The sequence below is a fragment of the Rhodococcus sp. B7740 genome, from assembly GCF_000954115.1.
Classification (GTDB): Bacteria; Actinomycetota; Actinomycetes; order Mycobacteriales; family Mycobacteriaceae; genus Rhodococcoides.
Genome location: NZ_CP010797.1, coordinates 2,011,361 through 2,032,438 on the forward strand (window position 1 = coordinate 2,011,361; position 21,078 = coordinate 2,032,438).

1 protein-coding gene is annotated in these 21,078 nt (G+C 66.1%); it reads right to left on the reverse strand.

Features of this window, described 5'->3' with window-relative positions:
• Positions 1-47: 47 nt before the first annotated feature.
• Positions 48-20,918, reverse strand: a complete 20,871-nt coding sequence (locus NY08_RS09235) for a non-ribosomal peptide synthetase (RefSeq protein WP_045195975.1) — start codon at positions 20,916-20,918, stop codon at positions 48-50.
• Between the last annotated feature and the right edge of the window lie 160 nt (positions 20,919-21,078).

Genomic DNA, 21,078 nt, shown 5'->3' on the forward strand with positions numbered 1-21,078 from the left:
TTTCCTCCTGATCGATCCACGTGCACAACCGGCGAACTCGGCATTCGTCACGACGACGCGATCACCGACTCCGCCCGTTCGATCAACGATGCCAGAGCGGCGGTCAGCCCCTCCGCACCGAGGGCGGGCAAGATACCCGGAATCAGTGCCGACAGCGTGACCGTCACCAGAGCCTGCGGCTTCATCGCAGAGCCCATCGTTGCCGACATCTGCGCCAGTTTGGCGTGCAGAGCAGCGAAATCGACCGTTGTCGATTCGTGTTCGATGGCCACCGCATCGGGTGCGACGGTCGCTGCCCGGGCAACCAGTTCGGGCAGATCGTCCACCGTCTTGGGTTTGGTTCGCGGTGCGAACTCCGCCTTCTCCTCGTCGGAGAGGATGTCGATCGACCGCAGCACCACGTCCGGATCCGACACGACGGCGTTCAGAATCCGCAGCAACCGATCGGCGAAGGTCGCAATCGACGACTCGTCGAGGATCGCCGTTGCGTAGGTGAACGTCGCCTCGATGTCGCGCAGTGCCCCGGTGTCGTCGAATCGTTCGACGGCGGTCAGCTGCAGATCGAACTTGGCCTGGTCCTCGCCTGCGGGCAAGGCTTGCACCTGCAGACCCGGCAGCTCGAACGTTCCGGTCACGTGGTTCTGGAACGTCAACATCGCCTGGAACAGCGGAGTGTAGGCACTCGATCGCGCCCGGCCGAGTGCGTCGACGAGTCGCTCGAAGGGGACATCAGCGTGACCGAACGCCGCCAGATCCTTGTCCTTGGCCTGCTGCAACAGCTCGACGAACGTACCGCTCTGGTTCAGTCGAGTGCGCAACACGAGCGTGTTGACGAACATGCCGACGAGCTCGTCGAGTTGCTGTTCGCCGCGACCTGCAGTGGGTGTGCCGATGCTGATGTCGGAGGAGTTGCTCAGCCTCGAGAGCAGCACGGCGAAGGCGCTGTGCACCACCATGAACGTCGTCGCGGAGTGTTCGCCAGCGATCTTCTCGATCGCCGATGCGATGTCGGTGCCGAACGAGAAATCGTACGAGGCACCCTGCATCGTCGGGCGAGGCGGCCGCGGTCGATCCAGCGGGAGCGCCAACTGTTCCGGTGCTCCCGCCAACTCGGTCGTCCAGTACGCGAGCTGCTTCGCGAGCGGACTGTCGGGATCGCTCTCGCTGCCGAGCACCTCACGCTGCCACAGCGCGAAGTCGGCGTACTGGACCGGTAGCGGCGTCCATGCCGGCATCTCCCCCGCAACCCGAGCGGTGTAGGCCACCATGACATCCCGGATCAGCGGACCCATCGAGAAGCCGTCGGCGGCGATGTGGTGAGCCACCACGGCCAGTACGTGTTCGTTCTCGCCGACCTGCAGCAGAGCAGCCCGCACCGGAACCGACTTCGTGACGTCGAACCCGGCACCGAGGGTTTCGGTCAGGCGGGAGATCACCGCATCCGGTTCCACCTGCTCGGGCGTCAGCTCGATTCCTACCTCGGCGACGGAACCGATCTGCTGGACCGGCCCGTCCACCGAGTCGGGGTACGCCGTGCGCAGAATCTCGTGGCGTCCGAGAACGTCGTCGAATGCCCCGCGCAGGGAGTCGATGTCGAGCTCGCCGGTCAACCGGACCGCGACCGGGATGTTGTAGGCCGAGGAACCGGGGTCGATCCGGTTGATCGTCCACATTCTTTCCTGAGCGATCGAGAGCGGAAGCAGATCGGGTCGCTCTCGGACGGTCAGTTCTCGGCGCGCACCGCCACCGACGAGCGGGGCGATGTGGGCGGCCAGGCCCGCGACGGTGGACGCCGCGAACACTGCTCGCACCGGAATCTGAGCGTCGAGCGCCTGACCCAACCTCGAGACCAATTGTGTTGCGACCAAGGAGTTTCCACCGAGGGCGAAAAAGTCGTCGTCGAGTCCGGCGCGGTCGAGGCCGAGCAGTTCCGCCACGGTGGACGCGACGATCTCCTCGATCGGAGTGACCGGGGCACGGAACTCGGCAACCTCGAACTGCGGTGCCGGAAGGGCCCGTCGATCCAGTTTGCCGTTGGCGTTGAGCGGCAGGGCATCGAGGACGACGAACGCTGCCGGAACCATGTACGACGGCACGGCGCGAGCGAGTTCGGCTTCGACACTCGCCACGTCGAGTACCGCCCCGGACTGCCCGACGACGTAGGCGACCAGCTGGTCCCCCATCGATTCGCCGCTGTGCACCACGACGGCGGTGTCGGCCACCGTTGCCTGAGCGCGCAGGGCTGCCTCGATCTCACCGAGTTCGATGCGGAATCCGCGGATCTTGACCTGGAAGTCGGCGCGCTCGATGTACTCGAGGCGGGCCGCTGCCGGTTCGCCGTCGACGAGCGGAACCCGCCACCGCACGAGATCGCCCGTGCGATACATCCGCGTTCCGTTCGTGTCGAACGGATTGGCCACGAACCGTTCCGCGGTGAGGTCTGCTCGCCCGAAATATCCCCGCGCGAGTTGCGTGCCCGCGAGGTAGAGCTCCCCGGTGACCCCGGCCGGAACCGGATGCAGGCGAGAGTCCAGCACGAACACGGCGGAGTTGGCCTCGGGCACGCCGATCGGCACGGCGACGGTGTCGGCATCGGTGACCGGGTGCGAGGTCACCGACACCGCTGCCTCGGTCGGGCCGTAGAGATTGTGCAGCTCGGCAGAACCGTTGTGCCGCCGGAAATCCTGCGCAACCGCCGCGGGTAGTGCTTCACCGATGGCCAGGACGCGTCGCAGATCGGGTGACAGTTCGCCCGCGGCGACGGTGCCGAGCATCGACAACATCGACGGGACCAGATGCAACGTCGTCACCGAGTGTCGACGGACCAGCGTGAGCAGGTAATCGGGATCGCGATGCCCCTCCGGATTCGCGACGACGAGTCGTCCACCCGAGGTCAACTGCGACCAGAACTCCCACACCGACAGGTCGAACGTCGCTGCGGTCTTGAGCAGCGCCGCATCGGTCTCGTCAAGGCCGTACTCCGCTCGCAACCAGTTCAACTGGTTGACGACGGCGCCGTTCGAGACCGCAACGCCCTTGGGGCGTCCGGTGGAGCCGGACGTGAAGATGACGTAAGCGGTGTTGTCGGCGGAAAGCACACCCGAGCGCTCCGAGGCATCCACCGGCGCGGGCGAGAAGCTCGCGAGATCGAGCTGTGTCAGATCGACGACCGTGGCTGCAGAGGAGATCTCCGGACCGACGGCACCGGATGTCAGCACGCACAGCGGAGCTGCGGTCTCCAACACGAGCGCGTTGCGCTCGGCCGGCTGATCCGGATCGATCGGGACGTAGGCACCACCGGCCACGGAGATGGCGTACATGCCCACGAGCAGATCCACCGATCGCCGAATGGCGAGCCCCACCGGCACTTCGGGTCCGACGCCCAGGCCGATCAGGTGGCGGGCCAGACGCGAGACCCGTTCGGAGAACTCACCGTACGTCAGCGTCCCGTCGTCGTGGACGAGTGCAACGGCGTCACCGTTGCGCGCTGCCGAGTCCACGAACAGATCGGCGAGCGTGGTGCCGTCTGCGGAATCGAAGTCGCGGTCGGTGTCGTTCCACTCGTCGACGATGGCGGGCAGCTCACCGTCGAGGAACAGATCGAGATCGCCGACCGGGGTCGAAGGGGACGCCGCGACGGCGTCGAGAACGCCCTCGAACCGGGCGACCAGCGAGCGAGCGGTGCGCTCGTCGAACAGATCGGTCGCGTACGTCAACAAGGCATCGAAGCCGCCCGACACCTCGTCCTCGCGCGGGGCGTCCGAGACGATCAGGTGCAGGTCGAACTGCGACGTCCCGGTCTCGGTGTCCAGTGCCGAGATGTCCAGTCCGTCGAGCTCGAATTCTCGGCGAGCGAAGTTCTGGAACGAGAAGCCGACCTGGAACAGCGGGTGACGCGCCGTCGACCGGGTGGGGTTGACCACCTCGACGAGCCGCTCGAACGGTATGTCGGAGTTGGCGAACGCCTGCAGGTCGGTCTCTCGAGCCGCGTCGAGAAGGTCCTCGAAACTCGCTCCCCCCGCGACGTCGAGCCGCAGCACCAACGTGTTGACGAACATGCCGACGAGGTTTTCGATGGCCGCTTCACCGCGACCCGCGATGGGGGTTCCGACGACGATGTCCGGCGATCCCGATATACGCGAGAGCAGGACGGCGAACGCCGCGTGCACCGCCATGAACACCGTCGCGTTGTGCGCACGTGCCAGTTCGGTGAGTCGAGCGTGCGCGGCTGCGTCGATCCGGAAATCGATACGGCCGCCCCGGAAGGTCTGCTCGGCGGGACGCGGACGATCCAGCGGAAGTTCGATCTGCTCGGGCAGCTCGGCCAGCGCAGCTTCCCAGTACCGAATCTGCTGCGCAGCAATCGATTCCGAGTCCTCCTCGGATCCGAGGACCTGGCGCTGCCACAGTGCGTAATCGGCGTACTGCACCGGCAGCGGCGCCCACGCGGGATCGGAGCCGCGGGTGCGAGCGGCATATGCGGTCATGACGTCGGTGGACAACGGCATCACCGACAGACCGTCGGCGCTGATGTGGTGGATGACCATTCCGAGTACGAACTCGGTGTCCGAGACGCGGAAGAGCGCGGTCTTCAGCGGAACCCGGGTCGTGACGTCGAAGGTCGCCGACAGAAGTTCCAGAACCCGAGCGGTCACCGACGCCGCGTCGGTGTCGATCACCTCGAGTGTGGTCGGCACCTCCGACATCGGCACGATCACCTGGTGTGGGCCTTCGGGTGAATCCGGGTACACCGATCGCAGAGTTTCGTGACGCTGGATCACGTCGGAGACGGCACGCTGCAACGCGTCGACGTCGAGGCGTCCGCTGAGCCGAAGCGCGAACGGGATGTTGTACGCCGTGGACTCGGAGTCGAAGCGGTTGAGGAACCACATCCGCTGCTGTGCGAGCGAGAGCGGCACTCGGCTCGGTCGCGTCGATGCCACCAGCGCCGGACGCGCAGCTGCGCCCGAACCCTGCTCGACCCGCGCTGCCAGAGCAGCGACCGTCGGGGCCTCGAACAGCGCGCGGACGGGAACGGTCGTCTGCGCTGCAGCACCCAGCCTGGACACCACCTGCGTCGCGACCAGCGAGTTGCCGCCGAGCTCGAAGAAGTCGTCGTCGAGACCGACCCGTTCGATGCCGAGAACGTCGGCGAAGACATCGGCGACCATGCCCTCCACCGGAGTGGTCGGTGGCCGGAACTCACGTGTGCGCGCCGCCGGCTCGGGCAGGGCTCGTCGGTCCAGTTTTCCGTTGGCGGTCAAGGGAATCGCGTCGAGAACCACGAACGCCGAGGGCACCATGTACTCGGGAAGATTCTCCCCGACCGCTGCCCTGACGACGTCGATGTCGATCGTCGACTCGGCCGCGGGCACGACGTACGCAACCAGGCGTGCGGCACCGGGAGTGTCCTCGCGCACGATCACCGCTGCCTGCCCGACGGCGGGAGCGGATGCGACGGCGGATTCGACCTCGCCCAGCTCGATGCGGAAACCACGGATCTTGACCTGGTCGTCGGCGCGACCGACGAACTCGAGTTCGCCGTCGGTGGACCACCGTGCCACGTCGCCGGTGCGGTAGAGCACCGATCCGTCGCCTGCGAAAGGATCGGCGACGAACCTCGTCGCGCTCAACCCGGCGCGACCGAGATACCCGCGCGCGACCTGACCACCGGAGACGTACATCTCCCCCGGTACACCTGCGGGTACCAGCGACAGCCGTGAATCCAGGACGTACACCGACAGTCCGGAGATGGCGCGTCCCACAAGGGATCCCGATGCCTGTGCCGCGGACCGCGCGTCCACGACACGGTGCGAGACGTGCACCGTGGTTTCGGTGATGCCGTACATGTTGACCAGTTGCGGGGAATCGTCGCCGTGACGCTCGAACCAACCGGTGAGTCGTCGCAGTTCCAACGCCTCACCACCGAACACGATGTACCGCAACGAATAGTCGTCTGCCGAGCCTGCGGTGCGATCGACCTGATCGAGCTGGTAGAAGGCGGACGGAGTCTGGTTGAGAACGGTGACACGCTCACGAACGAGCAACTCCCGCAATGCTTCCGGCGACCGGGAGGTGAAGTAGTCGACCACGACGACGCTACCGCCGGTGGTCAGCGGGCCCCACAGTTCCCACACCGAGAAGTCGAACGCGAACGAGTGGAACAGCGTCCACACGTCGTGTCGACCGAAATCGAAGTGCCGAGCCGTGTTCGCCAACAACCGTACGACGTTGCGATGCGGGATCAGAACGCCCTTCGGCTTGCCCGTCGAGCCCGAGGTGTAGATGACGTACGCCGTCGATGCCGCGGACGCCGGAACCGGATCGGCCGACGCCCCGTCGCCGTCGGCCGGGGCCGTGTCGATATCGATCCTGGGAAGCGTTGCGGGAAGCGCGACGTCCACACCGGTCCATGTCAGCACGGCAACCGGACGAGAATCGGTGAGCACGAATTCGATCCGGTCGGCCGGGTAGGACGGATCGATCGGGACGTAGGCACCACCGGCTTTGAGCACCGCGAGCAGTGCCACGACGAGATCGGCGGTGCGCGGCAGCACGACGGCCACCAACGACTCCGGCCCTACTCCCTGAGCGGCGAGGATTCTCGCCAACGCAGTCGAGGACTCGTCGATCTCTCGGTAACTTCTGTGAGCACCCTCGAACACCACTGCCGGAGCGTCGGGGTCCTCGGCCACCCGAGCGGCGAACAGATCGACGATCGTGTCGAGCGAATCGGCGACGGCAGGCGCGTCCTGGGCGAGCGCGAGCACCCGGCCGCGTTCGGCTTCGTCCATCACCGGGAGGTCGCCGATTCGCTGACCCGGATCGCCGGCGACGGACTCGAGGACGCGGATCAGGCGTTCACCGAGTGCACGTGCCGTGCTGTCGTCGTACAGGTCGCGGGCGAAGGTGACGTCGATGGTCATGCCGCCGTCGACGTGGTTCTCGGTGAAGGTGAACTGAACGTCGAACTTGGCCGTCTCGACGTCGAGGTCGACTGCGCGCACGCTCAGGCCGGGGAGTTCGAGCTCGGTCTGCTCCATGTTCTGCACGGTGAGCATCACCTGGACGAGCGGGTGACGAGCAGCCGACCGCGGTGGGTCGAGTACCTCGACGAGCCGCTCGAACGGCACCTCGGCGTGGGCGAACGCCGACAGGTCCGTCTCGCGTGCCCGAGCCAGAAGCTCGGTGAACGCGTCGCCGTGATCGATGTCGGTCCGCAGCACCAGTGTGTTGACGAACATTCCGATGACGTCGTCGAGGGCTGCCTCACCGCGCCCTGCGACCGGGGTTCCGATCGCGATGTCGGTCTCACCGGACAGTCGGGCCAGCAGCACGGCGAGCGAGGAGTGCAACACCATGAACAGCGAGCTCTGGTTGGCGCGGGCCACGTCGCCGAGGCGGCCGTGCGTCTCGGCGTCGAGGGCGAGCGTGATGTTGCCGCCGCGGTACGACGACCGGTCCGGGCGGACACGATCGCCGGGGAAGGTGACCTCGTCCGGCAGCGCGGACAGCGCACGAGTCCAGTGCCGAATCTGGTTCGAGACCGGTGACGTCGGATCGTCCTCGGAACCGAGGACGGCCTGCTGCCAGAGGGTGTAGTCGACGTAGCGGACGGCGAGTGGAGTCCAACCGGGCTCGGTGCCCGCGCTACGGGCTGCGTACGCAACCATCAGATCCCGAGTCATGGGACCGATCGAGAAGCCGTCCGCTGCGATGTGGTGGGTGACGAACGCGAGAACGTGGCGGTCAGAGTCGAGCTCGAACAACGCCGCACGCAACGGCGGCGCAGCGGTGACGTCGAACCCGCCCATGGCCAGCGCCGCCAGGGCCGACGGCAGTTCGGCGGTGGTGGTCGCAGTCGGCACCAGATCCGGCGTCACCTGTTCCGCAGGAACGATCACCTGAGAGGCGACGCCGTCGACCTCCGGGTAGACCGTTCGCAGGGACTCGTGTCGCTCGACCACGTCGGCCACTGCCGCGTGCAGAGCGGCAATGTCGAGATCGCCGCTGAGCTCGATGGCGACAGGGAGGTTCTCCGTCGCGGATTCGGGGTCGAACCGATTGAGGAACCACATCCGGCGCTGCGCGAGCGAGAGCGGTACCAGGTCCGGTAGATCGGTGCGCACCAGAGGAATCCGACGGCCCGAACCCGAGAGCTCGTCGAGCTTGGCCGCCAGTGCGGACACGGTCGAGGCCTCGAAGATCGTCCGGACGGTCACGGTGGTGTCGAGTGCCGCGCCGATTCTCGACGCGACTCTCGTGGCGACGAGGGAGTTGCCGCCGAGAGCGAAGAACTCGTCGTCGGCACCGACGACATCGATACCGAGAACATCGCGGAACACCTCTGCCACAACGATTTCCGATGTGGTGGACGGCGCGCGGAATGGGCGCTGCTCGATGTTCGGCTCCGGCAGAGCGCGACGATCGAGCTTGCCGTTGGGCGTGAGCGGCAGTGCGTCGAGCACGACGGTCGCGGCCGGAACCATGTAGCTCGCGAGCGAGCGCGACGCGAAGTCGGCCAGCTCGGCGACGTCGACGGTCCCGCCGACCGCGGGTACCACGTAGGCGACCAGCTGGTCGCCCGCGGCAGCGGTCTGCCGAACCAGAACGACGGCGGATTCCACGGACGGGTGTCTGCGCAACACGGTCTCGATCTCGCCGAGTTCGATGCGCAGTCCACGCAGCTTGACCTGGAAGTCGGTGCGGCCCAGGTACTCCAGCCGTCCCGAACCCGAGGACACTGCACGCCAGCGCACCAGGTCACCGGTGCGGTACATGCGAGTACCCGGTTCTCCGAACGGGTCGGGAAGGAACCGATCGGCCGTCAGGTCCGTCCGTCCGAGATAGCCGCGCGCCAGCTGAACCCCGGCGAGGTACAGCTCGCCCGCCACCCCGGGAGCGACCGGAGACAGTCGAGCGTCGAGAACATACGTTCTGGTGTTCCACACCGGCACACCGATCGGAACGAGGTCGACGTCCGCCTCCGTCACCGCGTGATAGGTGACGTCGACCGCAGCCTCGGTCGGACCGTAGAGGTTGTGCAGCGCCACGCCCGGCAGGACGCGTCGGAGCCGGTCGCCGACCTCGGCGGGCAGCGCCTCGCCGGACGCGAACAGAGTCCGCAGAGAGGTGGCCGCAGGCGACGGTGCCGCAGCCACGACGGAGACGAAGACCTCGAGCAGCGACGGTACGAAGTGTGCCGTGGTGACCGACTGCGCCTCGATCGTCTCGAGGAGGTACTGCGGGTCGCGATGGCCCTCGGGCTTCGCGATGACCAGTGTGGCACCGATCTGCAACGGCCAGAACAGTTCCCATACCGACACGTCGAACGTGACAGGGGTCTTCTGCAGCACGACGTCGTCGGCGGCGAGCTCGTACTCCGACTGCATCCACAGCAGGCGGTTGACGATCGCCTCGTGCGTGACGGCCACACCCTTGGGCTGGCCGGTCGAACCCGATGTGAAGATGACGTAGGCGGTGTTCGACGGTGCCAGCGCACTGATTCGGTCCGCGTCGGTGATCGGCGTATCGGAGAAGCCGGACAGATCGAGGGTGTCGATATCGATGACCTCGACGCCGTCGGCCGCCACCTCGTCGCGCGACGTGGTCAGCACGCAGACCGGTGCCGCGGTTCCGAGAATGTGCGCGATCCGCTCGGCCGGCTGGTCCGGATCGATCGGAACGTACGCACCACCGGCGGCGATGATCGCATGAATTCCGACGAGCAGTTCCACCGAGCGACGGGCAGCGATGCCCACCGCGCTCTCGGGTCCGACACCGTGGGCGATCAGGTACCGAGCCAGGCGGGCGACCCGCTCCTGGAATTCGCCGTGAGTGAGAGTGTCGTCTCCGAAAACCAGTGCAGGGGAGGCCGAATCGACCTGCCCGGCGAGCGAGGCCAATGTCTGGGCCCGGTCGAGCTCGTGCTCGGTGTCGTTCCAGTCGACCAGCACCCGCCTGCGTTCGACGGGCTCGAGCAATTCGATGTCGCCGACCACGGTCGAGAGGTTGCCCGCGACGGCTTCGAGAACTGTGATCAGGCGATCGCCGAGTGCGACGACCGTGGCCTCGTCGAAGAGATCGGTGGCGTAGGTGACGTCGACGGTCATGCCCTGCGGAGCGCCGCTGGGTCCGATCGACTCGACGAACGTGAACTGCAGATCGAACAGCGCGACCAGGGTCTCGAAGTCGACACCCGAGACCGACAGTCCGGGCAGTTCGAGATCCTTCTGTCCCAGGTTCTGGAACGCGAGCACCACCTGCACGAGGGGATGACGAGCCGTGGATCGGGCGGGGTTCAGGATTTCGACGAGACGCTCGAACGGTACGTCCACGTGGGCCAGGGCCGACAGGTCGGTTTCGCGGGTGTCGGCGAGCACCTGGTCGAATCGACGCGAGGTGTCGATCTCGGTGCGCAACACCAGGGTGTTGACGAACATGCCGATCAAGTCGTCCAGGGCGGCCTCGCCACGACCGGCGACCGGGGTGCCGATCGCGATGTCGGCTTCGCCGGACAACCGCGACAGCAGTACGGCCAACGATGTGTGCACCACCATGAACAGCGATGCGTTCTCTGCTCTGGCGGCATCGATCAGTGCGCGGTGCAGATCCTCGTCGATGGAGAACCGCACGAGCGCACCACTGTTGGATGCCACCACGGGCCTCGGGCGATCGGACGGCACGTCGAGCTGGTCCGGCAGGCCGGCGAGAGCGGTTGTCCAGTAGTCGATCTGCTGCGACACGACCGACTGAGGATCGTCCTCGGAACCGAGTACTTCGCGCTGCCAGAGGCTGTAATCGGCATAGTCGACCGGCAGCGGAGACCAGAAGGGCTCCTGGTTCAGCGAGCGAGCCGCGTACGCGTTCATCACGTCTCGGGTGAGCGGGCCCAGCGAGAATCCGTCGGCCGCGATGTGGTGGACGACGAAAACCAACAGGTGCTCGGTTGGGCTGACCTCGAAGAGTCTGGTCCGGAAGGGCAGGTCCTTCGACAGGTCGAATCCGGTGGTCGCCAGATCTCGCAACGCGCCCGCGACATCGTGGGCGGCGATCTCGATGGGCGTCAGATCCGGTGTGGCAGATGCTGCGTCGACGATGACCTGATGAGCGGTTCCGTCGGTCTCCGGGAACACCGTGCGCAGGGACTGCTGCCGGGCCACGACGTCCGCGACCGCGATCTGCATGGCGCGACGGTCCAGCAGACCGGACAGTCGCACGGCGATCGGAATGTTGTTGGCCGCGGATTCGACGTCGAACTTGTTGAGGAACCACATACGCTGCTGCGCCAGAGACAACGGAATATGTTGCGGCCGTTGTTGAGGCACCAGCGGTGGACGGCTTCCGGTGGCGACCAGTGTGCCCAACCGCGCGGCCAGATCGGCCACCGTCGAGGTGTCGAAGAGCTCTCGCACCGCGATTCGGGTGTCCATGGCGACACCCAGTCGCGACACCAGTTGCGTTGCGATGAGGGAGTTTCCACCGAGATCGAAGAAGTCGTCGTCCAGACCGACACGCTCGAGTCCGAGGACCTGGGCGAAGACCTCGGCAACGGTCCGTTCGATGTCGTTGGTCGGTTCCCGGTACTCGGTCACCTCGAAAGCGGGATCGGGCAGGGCCTTGCGGTCGAGCTTTCCACTCGCTCCGAGCGGGAATTCCTCGAGCACGATCAGCGTCGACGGCACCATGTACTCCGCCAGTCGAGACCGCAGCGCGCCGAGGACTGCCCCGGTCTCCACCGAGGCACCGGACGGCACGACGTACCCCACTAGTTGCTCGTGGCGGACCACCACGACCGCCTGGGAGATCGAGCGTTGCGCCAACAGTGCCGATTCGATCTCGCCGAGTTCGATGCGCAGGCCACGCAGCTTCACCTGGAAGTCCGACCGACCGACGTATTCCAGTTCGCCGTTGCGGTTCCACCGCACGACATCGCCGGTGCGATAGAGGCGTCGGCCGCCCGTTGCGAACGGATGGGCCACGAAGCGGTCCGCGGTCAGGTCCGACCGTCCCACATAGCCACGTGCCAGCTGAGTACCCGCGAGATAGAGCTCACCTGCGACACCGACGGGAGTGGGATTCAGTCGCGAATCGAGCACGTAGACAGAGGTGTTCCACACCGGCGCACCGATGGGCATGACTTCCGAATCCTCGTCCGTGACCGCGTGATAGGTCACGTCGACCGCAGCCTCGGTCGGGCCGTACAGGTTGTGCAACTCCACTCCCGCGATTGCCCGCCGTAGCGCGCGGGCGGTGGTGGGAGCCAACGCCTCACCGGATGCGAACACCAATCGCAGCGAGGCACCCGACGCTCGGCGTCGCTCCACCTCGGGTACGAACACCGACATCATCGACGGCACGAAGTGCACCACCGACACATGCTCACGAGCAATCACATCGAGCAGATACAACGCATCCCGATGACCATCCGGAACAGCGATGGCCACCGACGCACCGTTCTGCAACGCCCAGAAGAACTCCCACACCGACACATCGAACGTCGACGGAGTCTTCTGCAACACCACATCCCCGGCGCTCAACCCGTACTCGTGCTGCATCCACAACAACCGATTCACGATCGCCTCGTGCGACACCCCCACACCCTTCGGACGACCCGTCGAACCCGACGTGAAGATCACATACGCGAGATTCGACGCCCGCAACGGAGCCGTGCGCTCGGCATCGGACAACGGCAACGGCGACAGACCCGACACATCGACAGTGTCGATATCGACCGTCTCGACCCCCGCGAACTCCACATGATCACGCGTCGTCGACAACACCCGAACCGGAGCCGCCGTCGCCACGATGTACTCGTTGCGATCCACCGGCTGCGACGGATCGATCGGCACATACCCCGCACCGGCCTTCACGATCGCATACATACCCACGAACAGGTCCAGACTCCGCCCGATCGCGAGCCCCACCAGCGAATCAGGACCAACCCCCACCGACACTAGAAGTCGCGCAAGACGATTCGCACGCCCCGCGAACTCCGCATACGTCAACCGCTCACCCTCGAACACCAACGCCTGCGCATCCGGAGTCTCGGCCACCTGACGATCGAACAGGTCGACCAGCGTCACCTGGTCCGGTACCTCGTGTTCGGTGCGGTTCCACGCTGTCACGACTCGGTCGCGCTCGCCGTCGTCGAGAAGGTCGATGTCTCCCACCGACAGCGAGGGATCTGCCACCACGGCACCGAGTATCCGCACGAAACGTTCGGAGAACCCTCTCACCGTCGCGGCGTCGAACAGGTCGGTCGCGTAGGTCAACTCGGCGGCCATGCCCTGCCCGCGACCGTCCACTCCGATGGACTCGGTGACGGTCAACTGCAGGTCGAACTTCGCCACCTCGGCATCGAGGGCGACGCTGTCCACCGACAGACCCGGTAGGTCCACGTGCGTGCGGGTGAGGTTCTCGAACGAGAGCATCACCTGGAACAGGGGGTGCCGCGCCTGCGATCGGGACGGATTGAGCACCTCGACCAAACGCTCGAACGGCAGATCGGCATGTCCGAACGCGCCGAGCGCCACTTCGCGGGCGCGCCCGATCTGCTCCGAGAACGTCCGACCCGACTCGATGTCGGTGCGCAACACGAGGGTGTTGACGAACATGCCGACCACGTCGTCGAGGGCTGCGTCGCCACGGCCTGCGACCGGGGTACCGATCGCGATGTCCTCGGTACCGGACAGACGCGCGAGCAGCACCGCGAGAGCAGCGTGCACGACCATGAACAGCGAGGCGTTGTGCGTGTGGGCCAGCGAGGACAGTCCCCGATGGACCTCGGCCGGTACGTCGAATCGGATCGACGATCCCTGGTAGGACTGGCGATTCGGGCGCGGCCGATCGGTCGGGAGATCGAGCTGATCGGGCAGACCGGCCAGCATGTCAGCCCAGTAATCGACCTGACCGGAGATCAGTGATTGCGGATCGTCCTCGGAGCCGAGTACCGAACGCTGCCACAGGCTGTAGTCGGCGTACTGCACCTCCAGCGGCATCCACGCCGGGTTCTCCCACGCGGTGCGCGAGGCGTACGCGATCATGAGGTCGCGCGCCAGCGGACCCATCGACCAGCCGTCGGCCGAGATGTGGTGCACCACCATGGCGATGACGTGTTCGCGAGGACCGATCTCGAACAGGCGTGCCTGAATGGGAACGTTGACCGTCACGTCGAACGTCGTCGATGCCAGCGAGAAGACCTGCCGCTGGATATCGGCCGCGGACGTGGGAACGGGCATCAGGTTCGGCACCGTCTGAGCGGCGTCGAGGATGGACTGCTGCGGGCCCGCTGCGGTGTCCGGGTAGACGGTGCGCAGCGACTCGTGCCGGTCGATCACGTCCATGATCGCCACCTGCAGCGCCGCGACATCGAGTTCGCCGGTCAGTCTCAGTGCGAACGGAATGTTGTACGCGGTGGAGTCGGCGTCGAATCGATTGAGGAACCACATCCGCTGCTGCGCGAGCGAGAGCGGAATTCGCTCGGGCCGCACGGTCGCGACGAGCGCGATGCGGCCACCTTCTCCTGCGGCCTGCTCCACCCGTACTGCGAGCAACGCCACGGTCGATGCCTCGAACAGCATGCGCACCGGCACGGTGGCATCGAGAGCAACTCCCAGGCGCGAGACCACCTGCGTGGCGATCAGCGAATTACCGCCGAGCTCGAAGAAGTCGTCGTCCAGACCCACACGCTCGACTCCGAGGACGTCGGCGAAGACGTCGGCGACGATCTCCTCGATCGGTGTCGTCGGAGCACGGAACTCGCGCACCTCGAACACCGGAGCCGGCAGTGCCCTGCGATCGAGCTTGCCGTTGACGGTCAGCGGGATCGCGTCGAGCACCACGAAGGCCGAGGGCACCATGTACTCCGGAAGCATCTCTGCGATACCGGTTCTGATGTCCTCGATGTCGACGATCGGCCGACCGTCGACCGCAGCGGACACCACGTAGGCGACGAGCCGAGCTGCACCGGGAGAGTCCTCACGAACGATCACGGCGGCCTGGGTGACGGTCGGCTGCGCGGTCACCGCTGCCTCCACCTCGCCCAGCTCGATGCGGAATCCCCGGACCTTGACCTGATCGTCCGAACGACCGAGGTACTCGAGCTCGCCTGCAGCGTTCCACTGCGCGAGGTCACCGGTCCGGTACAGCAGCGACCCCTCGTCGGCTCCCGACGCGAACGGGTTCGCCACGAAGCGAACCGATGTCAGTTCTCGGCGACCGAGATAACCACGGGCCAATTGTCCACCGGCAACGTACATTTCGCCGGGAACCCCGACCGGAACCGGATGCAGGCGGGTGTCCAGCACGAACACCCGCAGTCCGGCGATCGGCTTGCCGACCACCGACGCACTGCTCTCGACGGACGCGGCGTCGAGCGCTCGGTAGGACACGTGCACGGTCGTCTCGGTGATGCCGTACATGTTGACGAGCTGGGGCGCACGGTGACCGTGCCGCTCGAACCACCCGGTCAGCCGTCGTTGTTCGAGGGCTTCACCACCGAAGATCACGTAGCGCAGCGACAGTTCGCCGTGCTCGGTTGCCGTGGTGCGATCGGCCTCCGAGAGCTGATAGAACGCCGAGGGTGTCTGGTTGAGCACCGTGACCTGCTCGTCGACGAGCAGCCGGTGGAATGCCTCCGGCGATCGTGAGGTGAAGTAGTCGACGACGACCAACGTGCCGCCGTAGAGCAACGGGCCCCACAGCTCCCACACCGAGAAGTCGAAGGCGTACGAGTGGAACATCGTCCACACGTCGTCGGCACCGAAGCCGTAGACCGAGTCGGTGTTGTCGAGCAGCCGAACGACGTTGCGATGCGGAATCATCACGCCCTTGGGCTTGCCCGTCGAACCCGAGGTGTAGATGACGTAGGCGACGTTCTCGGGCCGCAGCGGACTCGTCCGGTCACCGTCGGTGACGGGATCGCAGGACACCGACGACAGATCGAGGGTGTCGATGTCGAGCAGTGCTGCGCCGGTGCGAGTTTCGACGTCTGACGGCAGTTCCACGCGGTCCGAGCCGGACAGCAGAACGGTTGTCGGCCGCGCGTCGTCGAGCATGTATTCGACTCGGTCGAGTGGGTAGCTGGGGTCGACGGGCAGGTATCCACCGCCGGCTTTGATCACCGCGACGAGCGCGACGACGAGTTCCGCCGAGCGCGGGAGGGCGACGGCGACCAGGCTTTCCGGGCCGACACCGTGGGAGATCAGAACGCGGGCAAGGCGATTGGTGTGCGCGTCGAACTCGGCGTAGGTCATCGACGCGCCGTCGAAGCGAACTGCGACAGCGTCGGGGTGCGCCGCAGCAGCAGCGTCGAGCAGATCCACCAGGGTGAGTTCGCGAGAGACGTCGTCTCCGGACGCGTTCCACTGCGAGAGCACGGACCGGTGCTCCGCGGCATCGACGATCGTGACGTCGCCGACCGGCAGGGTGGCGTCCGTGGTGACCGCATCCAGAATGGCCAGGAAGCGACGCGCGAAACTCTCGACGAGATCTGCGTCGAACAGATCCGTTGCGTACTCGAACACCGCGTCGATACCTGCGGGTGCGCCGTCGTCGAGATGCTCGGTCAGCCACAGCTGTACGTCGAATTTGGCGATGGGTACATCGAATTCGGCGGCCTCGGCGCGCAGGCCACCGACGGTGAGTTCGCGAGACATTGCCGATTCCAGCGAGATGGCGACCTGGAACAGCGGGTGCCGGGACGTCGAACGCACCGGGTTCAGCACCTCGACGAGGCGTTCGAACGGCACGTCTGCGTGCGCGAAGGCGGACAGGTCCGTGTCACGAACGCGCGAGAGGAGTTCTTCGAACGTCAGCGCCGGATCGACTTCGGTGCGCAGTACGAGGGTGTTGACGAACATGCCGACCAGGTCGTCGAGTGCGGGTTCTCCTCGACCGGCCACGGGAGCACCGATGGCGATGTCGGTGGTGCCGCTGAGTCGGGCGAGCAGCAGCGCGTACGCGGACTGCATGACCATGAACAGCGAGGCGTTGTTGGCACGGGCCAGGCTCGCCAGCGAGGCGTGCAGACGAGCCGGAACGTCCACCCGGAGCTTGCTGCCCGCGTTCGAGGACACTGCGGGGCGCGGCCTGCTCGACGGCAATGTCAACTGATCGGGCAGATCCTCGAGAGTCGCTCTCCAGTAAGCGATTTCGCGCGACGCCAGCGACAGCGGATCGGTCTCGGGACCGAGTACCGCACGTTGCCACAGCGCGTAGTCGGCGTACTGGACCTCGAGAGGCGTCCACTCGGGGGCGCGTCCCTTGATCCGGCTCGAGTACGCCACCAGCACATCCCGCGCCAGCGGACCGAACGACGCCCCGTCGGCGGCGATGTGGTGCAACACCATCGCGAGTTCGTGCTCGGTCGGTGAGATCTCGAACAGTGCGATGCGGAACGGTGTGTCGACCGTGACGTCGAATCCCTTGCCGACCAGCTCGTGCAGGCGACCGCCCAGTTCGTCGCGTTCGACACGGACCGGCAGAATCGTCGCCGGGGTCCGCGCCGCCGTGAGTACGACCTGTTCGGGAGAGCCGTCCACCTCGGGGTAGACGGTACGCAGCGTCTCGTGCCGGTCGACGACGTCGGCGAATGCGGCCGACAGTGCTACCACGTCGAGCGGCCCGGTCAGACGCACGGAGAACGGCAGGTTGTACACCGCTGTGGTGGGGTCGAAGCGGTTGAGGAACCACATGCGCTGTTGCGCAGGTGACAGCGGGATACGCTCGGGCCGTTCCCGCGACTCCAGCACCGGAGTGTCCGCCCCGAGCCGAGCCGCCGATTCGGCCCTGGCCGCGAGTGCCCCGACGGTGGGAGCCTCGAACAGCTCACGAACGCCGAGGCGAACTCCGAGAGCGCTGCCCACTCGGGTCACCAACTGCGTGGCGATCAGAGAGTTGCCGCCGAGCTCGAAGAAGTCCTCGTCCAGACCGACCTTGGAGGCCCCGAGCAGATCCTCGTAGATACCGGCGACGACGTACTCCGCACGACTCTGCGGGGCCCGGTACTTTTTCGCGCTGCTGAACATCGGTTCCGGCAACGCTTTTCGGTCGAGCTTGCCGCTGGTGTTCAGCGGCAGGGCGTCGAGTACGACGACCGCTGCAGGCACCATGTACGACGGTAGGGAGTGACCGGCGAACTCGATCGCCGCGGCGGATTCGATGGATCGTCCCGGGGTCGCGACCACGTACGCCACCAACTGATCACCGGTGACCGTCTGGACCACCAACACCACTGCCTGCGAGATGGATTCGTGGGCGAGCAGAACCGTTTCGATCTCACCGAGCTCGATGCGTTGTCCGCGGAACTTGACCTGGAAATCCGTCCGGCCGATGTAGTCCAGCACGCCGTCGCTGCGCCAGCGCACGAGGTCGCCGGTGCGGTACATCCGTTCGCCGCCGGTGCCGAAAGGGTTGGCGACGAAGCGATCCGAGCTCAGATCGGGCCTGCCCACATAGCCGCGCGCCAACTGGACGCCGGCGAGGTACAGCTCTCCCGATTCGCCGATCGGGGTGGGTCGCAGGCGACCGTCGAGAACGAAGGCTTTCGTGTTCCACTCGGGCACACCGATCGGAACGGTGCGGGTGTCCTGCGGGCCGCTGGGGTGATAGGTGACCGAGACGGCGGCTTCGGTGGGGCCGTAGAGATTGTGCAGACCGGCTCGACACATCGAGCGGAACGCCGCCGCGGTCTCGACCGGCAGTGCCTCGCCGATGACGAACACGTGGCGCAGCGAACTGCAGGTGCCCGCGGGCGCGTTGGCCACGAACACCGTCAGCATCGACGGCACGAAATCGGTGACGGTGACTCGATGTTCGGCGATCTTGTCGGCCACGTAGACCGAGTCTCGATGGCCGTCGGGAGTGGCGAGCACCATCGTCGCGCCGACCCGCAGCGGCAGGAAGAAACCCCAGAGCGAGACGTCGAAGGTGGTGGCCGTCTTCTGCAGGTAGACGTCGGAGGCGTCCATCGGATACTCCGAGAGCATCCATTCCATCTGATTGTGGATCGCCGCGTGTTCGACCGCGACACCCTTCGGACGTCCGGTCGAACCGGAGGTGTAGATCACGTATGCGGTGTTCGAAAGTCTCAGTGGCGCAGTACGTTCGACATCCCGAACCGGCTCCGCGGACCTGGACGTGCAGTCGACGAGGTCGACCGCAACCGTCTCGGTTCCCTCGGGCAGCGCAACGTCGTCGCGAGAGGAGATCAGCACGCAGCGCGGCTGTGCGGAGTCGAGAATGTACGCGGTGCGATCGGCAGGGTGGTCGGGGTCGATGGGCACCCAGGCACCGCCGGCCGCCACGATCGCGTACATGCCGACGACGAGGTCGAACGAACGGCGGATCGAGAGTCCGACGAGAGTCTCGGGGCCTACCCCCATGTCGATCAGGTGGCGAGCCAGACCGTTCACCCGCGCCGAGAGTGCGCCGTAGGTGAGCGCTTCCCCCTCGTACACCAGGGCCGTCGCGTCGGGGTGCGCGGCCGCGGCGGCCTCGAAGGCGGACAGCAACGTGCGTGGTTCGGTCGGGTGCTCGGTGGCATTCCACTCGGCCACGACGAGTTCGCGTTCGACACCTTCGGTCAGGGCCAGATCCCACACCGCGTCCTTCGGCCCCGATGCCACGAACCGGGCGAAGAAATCGACGAACCTCTCGTGGTTCCGACCGGACTGCTCGGGTGCGTACAGATTGGGATTGGACTCGAAGTCGATGTGGGTGGTCGACCCGGCAACACTGGTGTAGAGGTTGAGCCCGAAATCCTCGATGAGGCCGGTCGAGAGAATGTTGATGCCGCCGACCATCGAACCGAGGCGCACCTCGCCGAAGAACAGCATGATGTTGACCCACGGGCCGAAGAACGAGGCCTGACCGCTGACCGCTCCGGCATCACGCCGAATGTCCTCGTGCCGGTAGCGCTGGTGACGCAGCGCCCCGGAGACCTCGGCGTTGACGCGCGCGAGCAGCGTCTCGACGGTGGTGTCACCCGAGACGTCGAGACGTAGGGGAACGACGTTGGAGACCATGCCGCCGGAGCGGCGCAACACTGCAGTGGTGCGCGCGGTGACCGGGAGCGAGAGCACGACGTCCTCACGTCCGGTCATCTGCGCGAGGTAGGCGGCGAAGCCTGCGATGACGATGGTCGCCATCGTCGTGTCGGTCTCGACACGCAGGGCTTCGAGTCTTTCCATCGTCTCGGCGGACAGAGCTGTGCTGTCGATCTGGCTCGTCGCCGCAGGGGCAGCGGTGTGACCGGCGAGAGTGGTGACTCCGTCGATGCCGTCGATCCGCGAAGCCCAGTACTCACGGTCGGCCTCGAAGCGGCTCGAGTCACGGTAGGCCACGTCGATGTCGTAGACCTTGGTCAGGTCCGATGCGAGATTCTTGCTCGGTTCGGTGCCCTCGACCGCCGCGGTGTAGAGCTCGGCCGCGCGGTTCATGAACGTGACGGCACCGAATCCGTCGAGCACAACGTGATGCACGCGCTCGTACCAGAACCAGACGTCGTCCTCGAGGCGCAGGACGGTCGCGGCGATCAGTCGGTCGCGGAGAATGTCGATGGGCGCGCTGTAGTCGCCGTGCATCCAAGCCAGGGCCGCTGCCCGCGGATCGGCCTCGCCGCGCAGGTCTAGGTAGTTCAGAGAGTCGTCGAGGGTGGGATCGACGACCTGCCGGGGCTCGGCGTCGATCTCGACGATGCGCACGAATCCGGACTGCAGCTCGAGTGCTGCCTGTGAGGACGCTCGACGAAGCAGATCCACATCGAGGTCGCCGTGCAGCTCGATGTACTGGGCGATGTTCGCGGGTACCGAGGGGTCCACATGCTGCGCGAACCACATTCCCAATTGGGCCGGTGACAGTGGGAACGACGAATGCTCAGGACCGCCGACTCCGTCGTCGCGTCCAGCACCTTCCACACCTAGCGGGTCCAATCGAATCCTCTCTTTCCCACAATCACATGCGCCCCCACCGGCTGCCGAATCGGCAGCGATCGGTGGGCACCGAACACATCGAGCAAATTGCCTACGTCGTTCTTTATTTTCTCACCGGAAACAAGTCGAAGTTACCTTTCAGTAC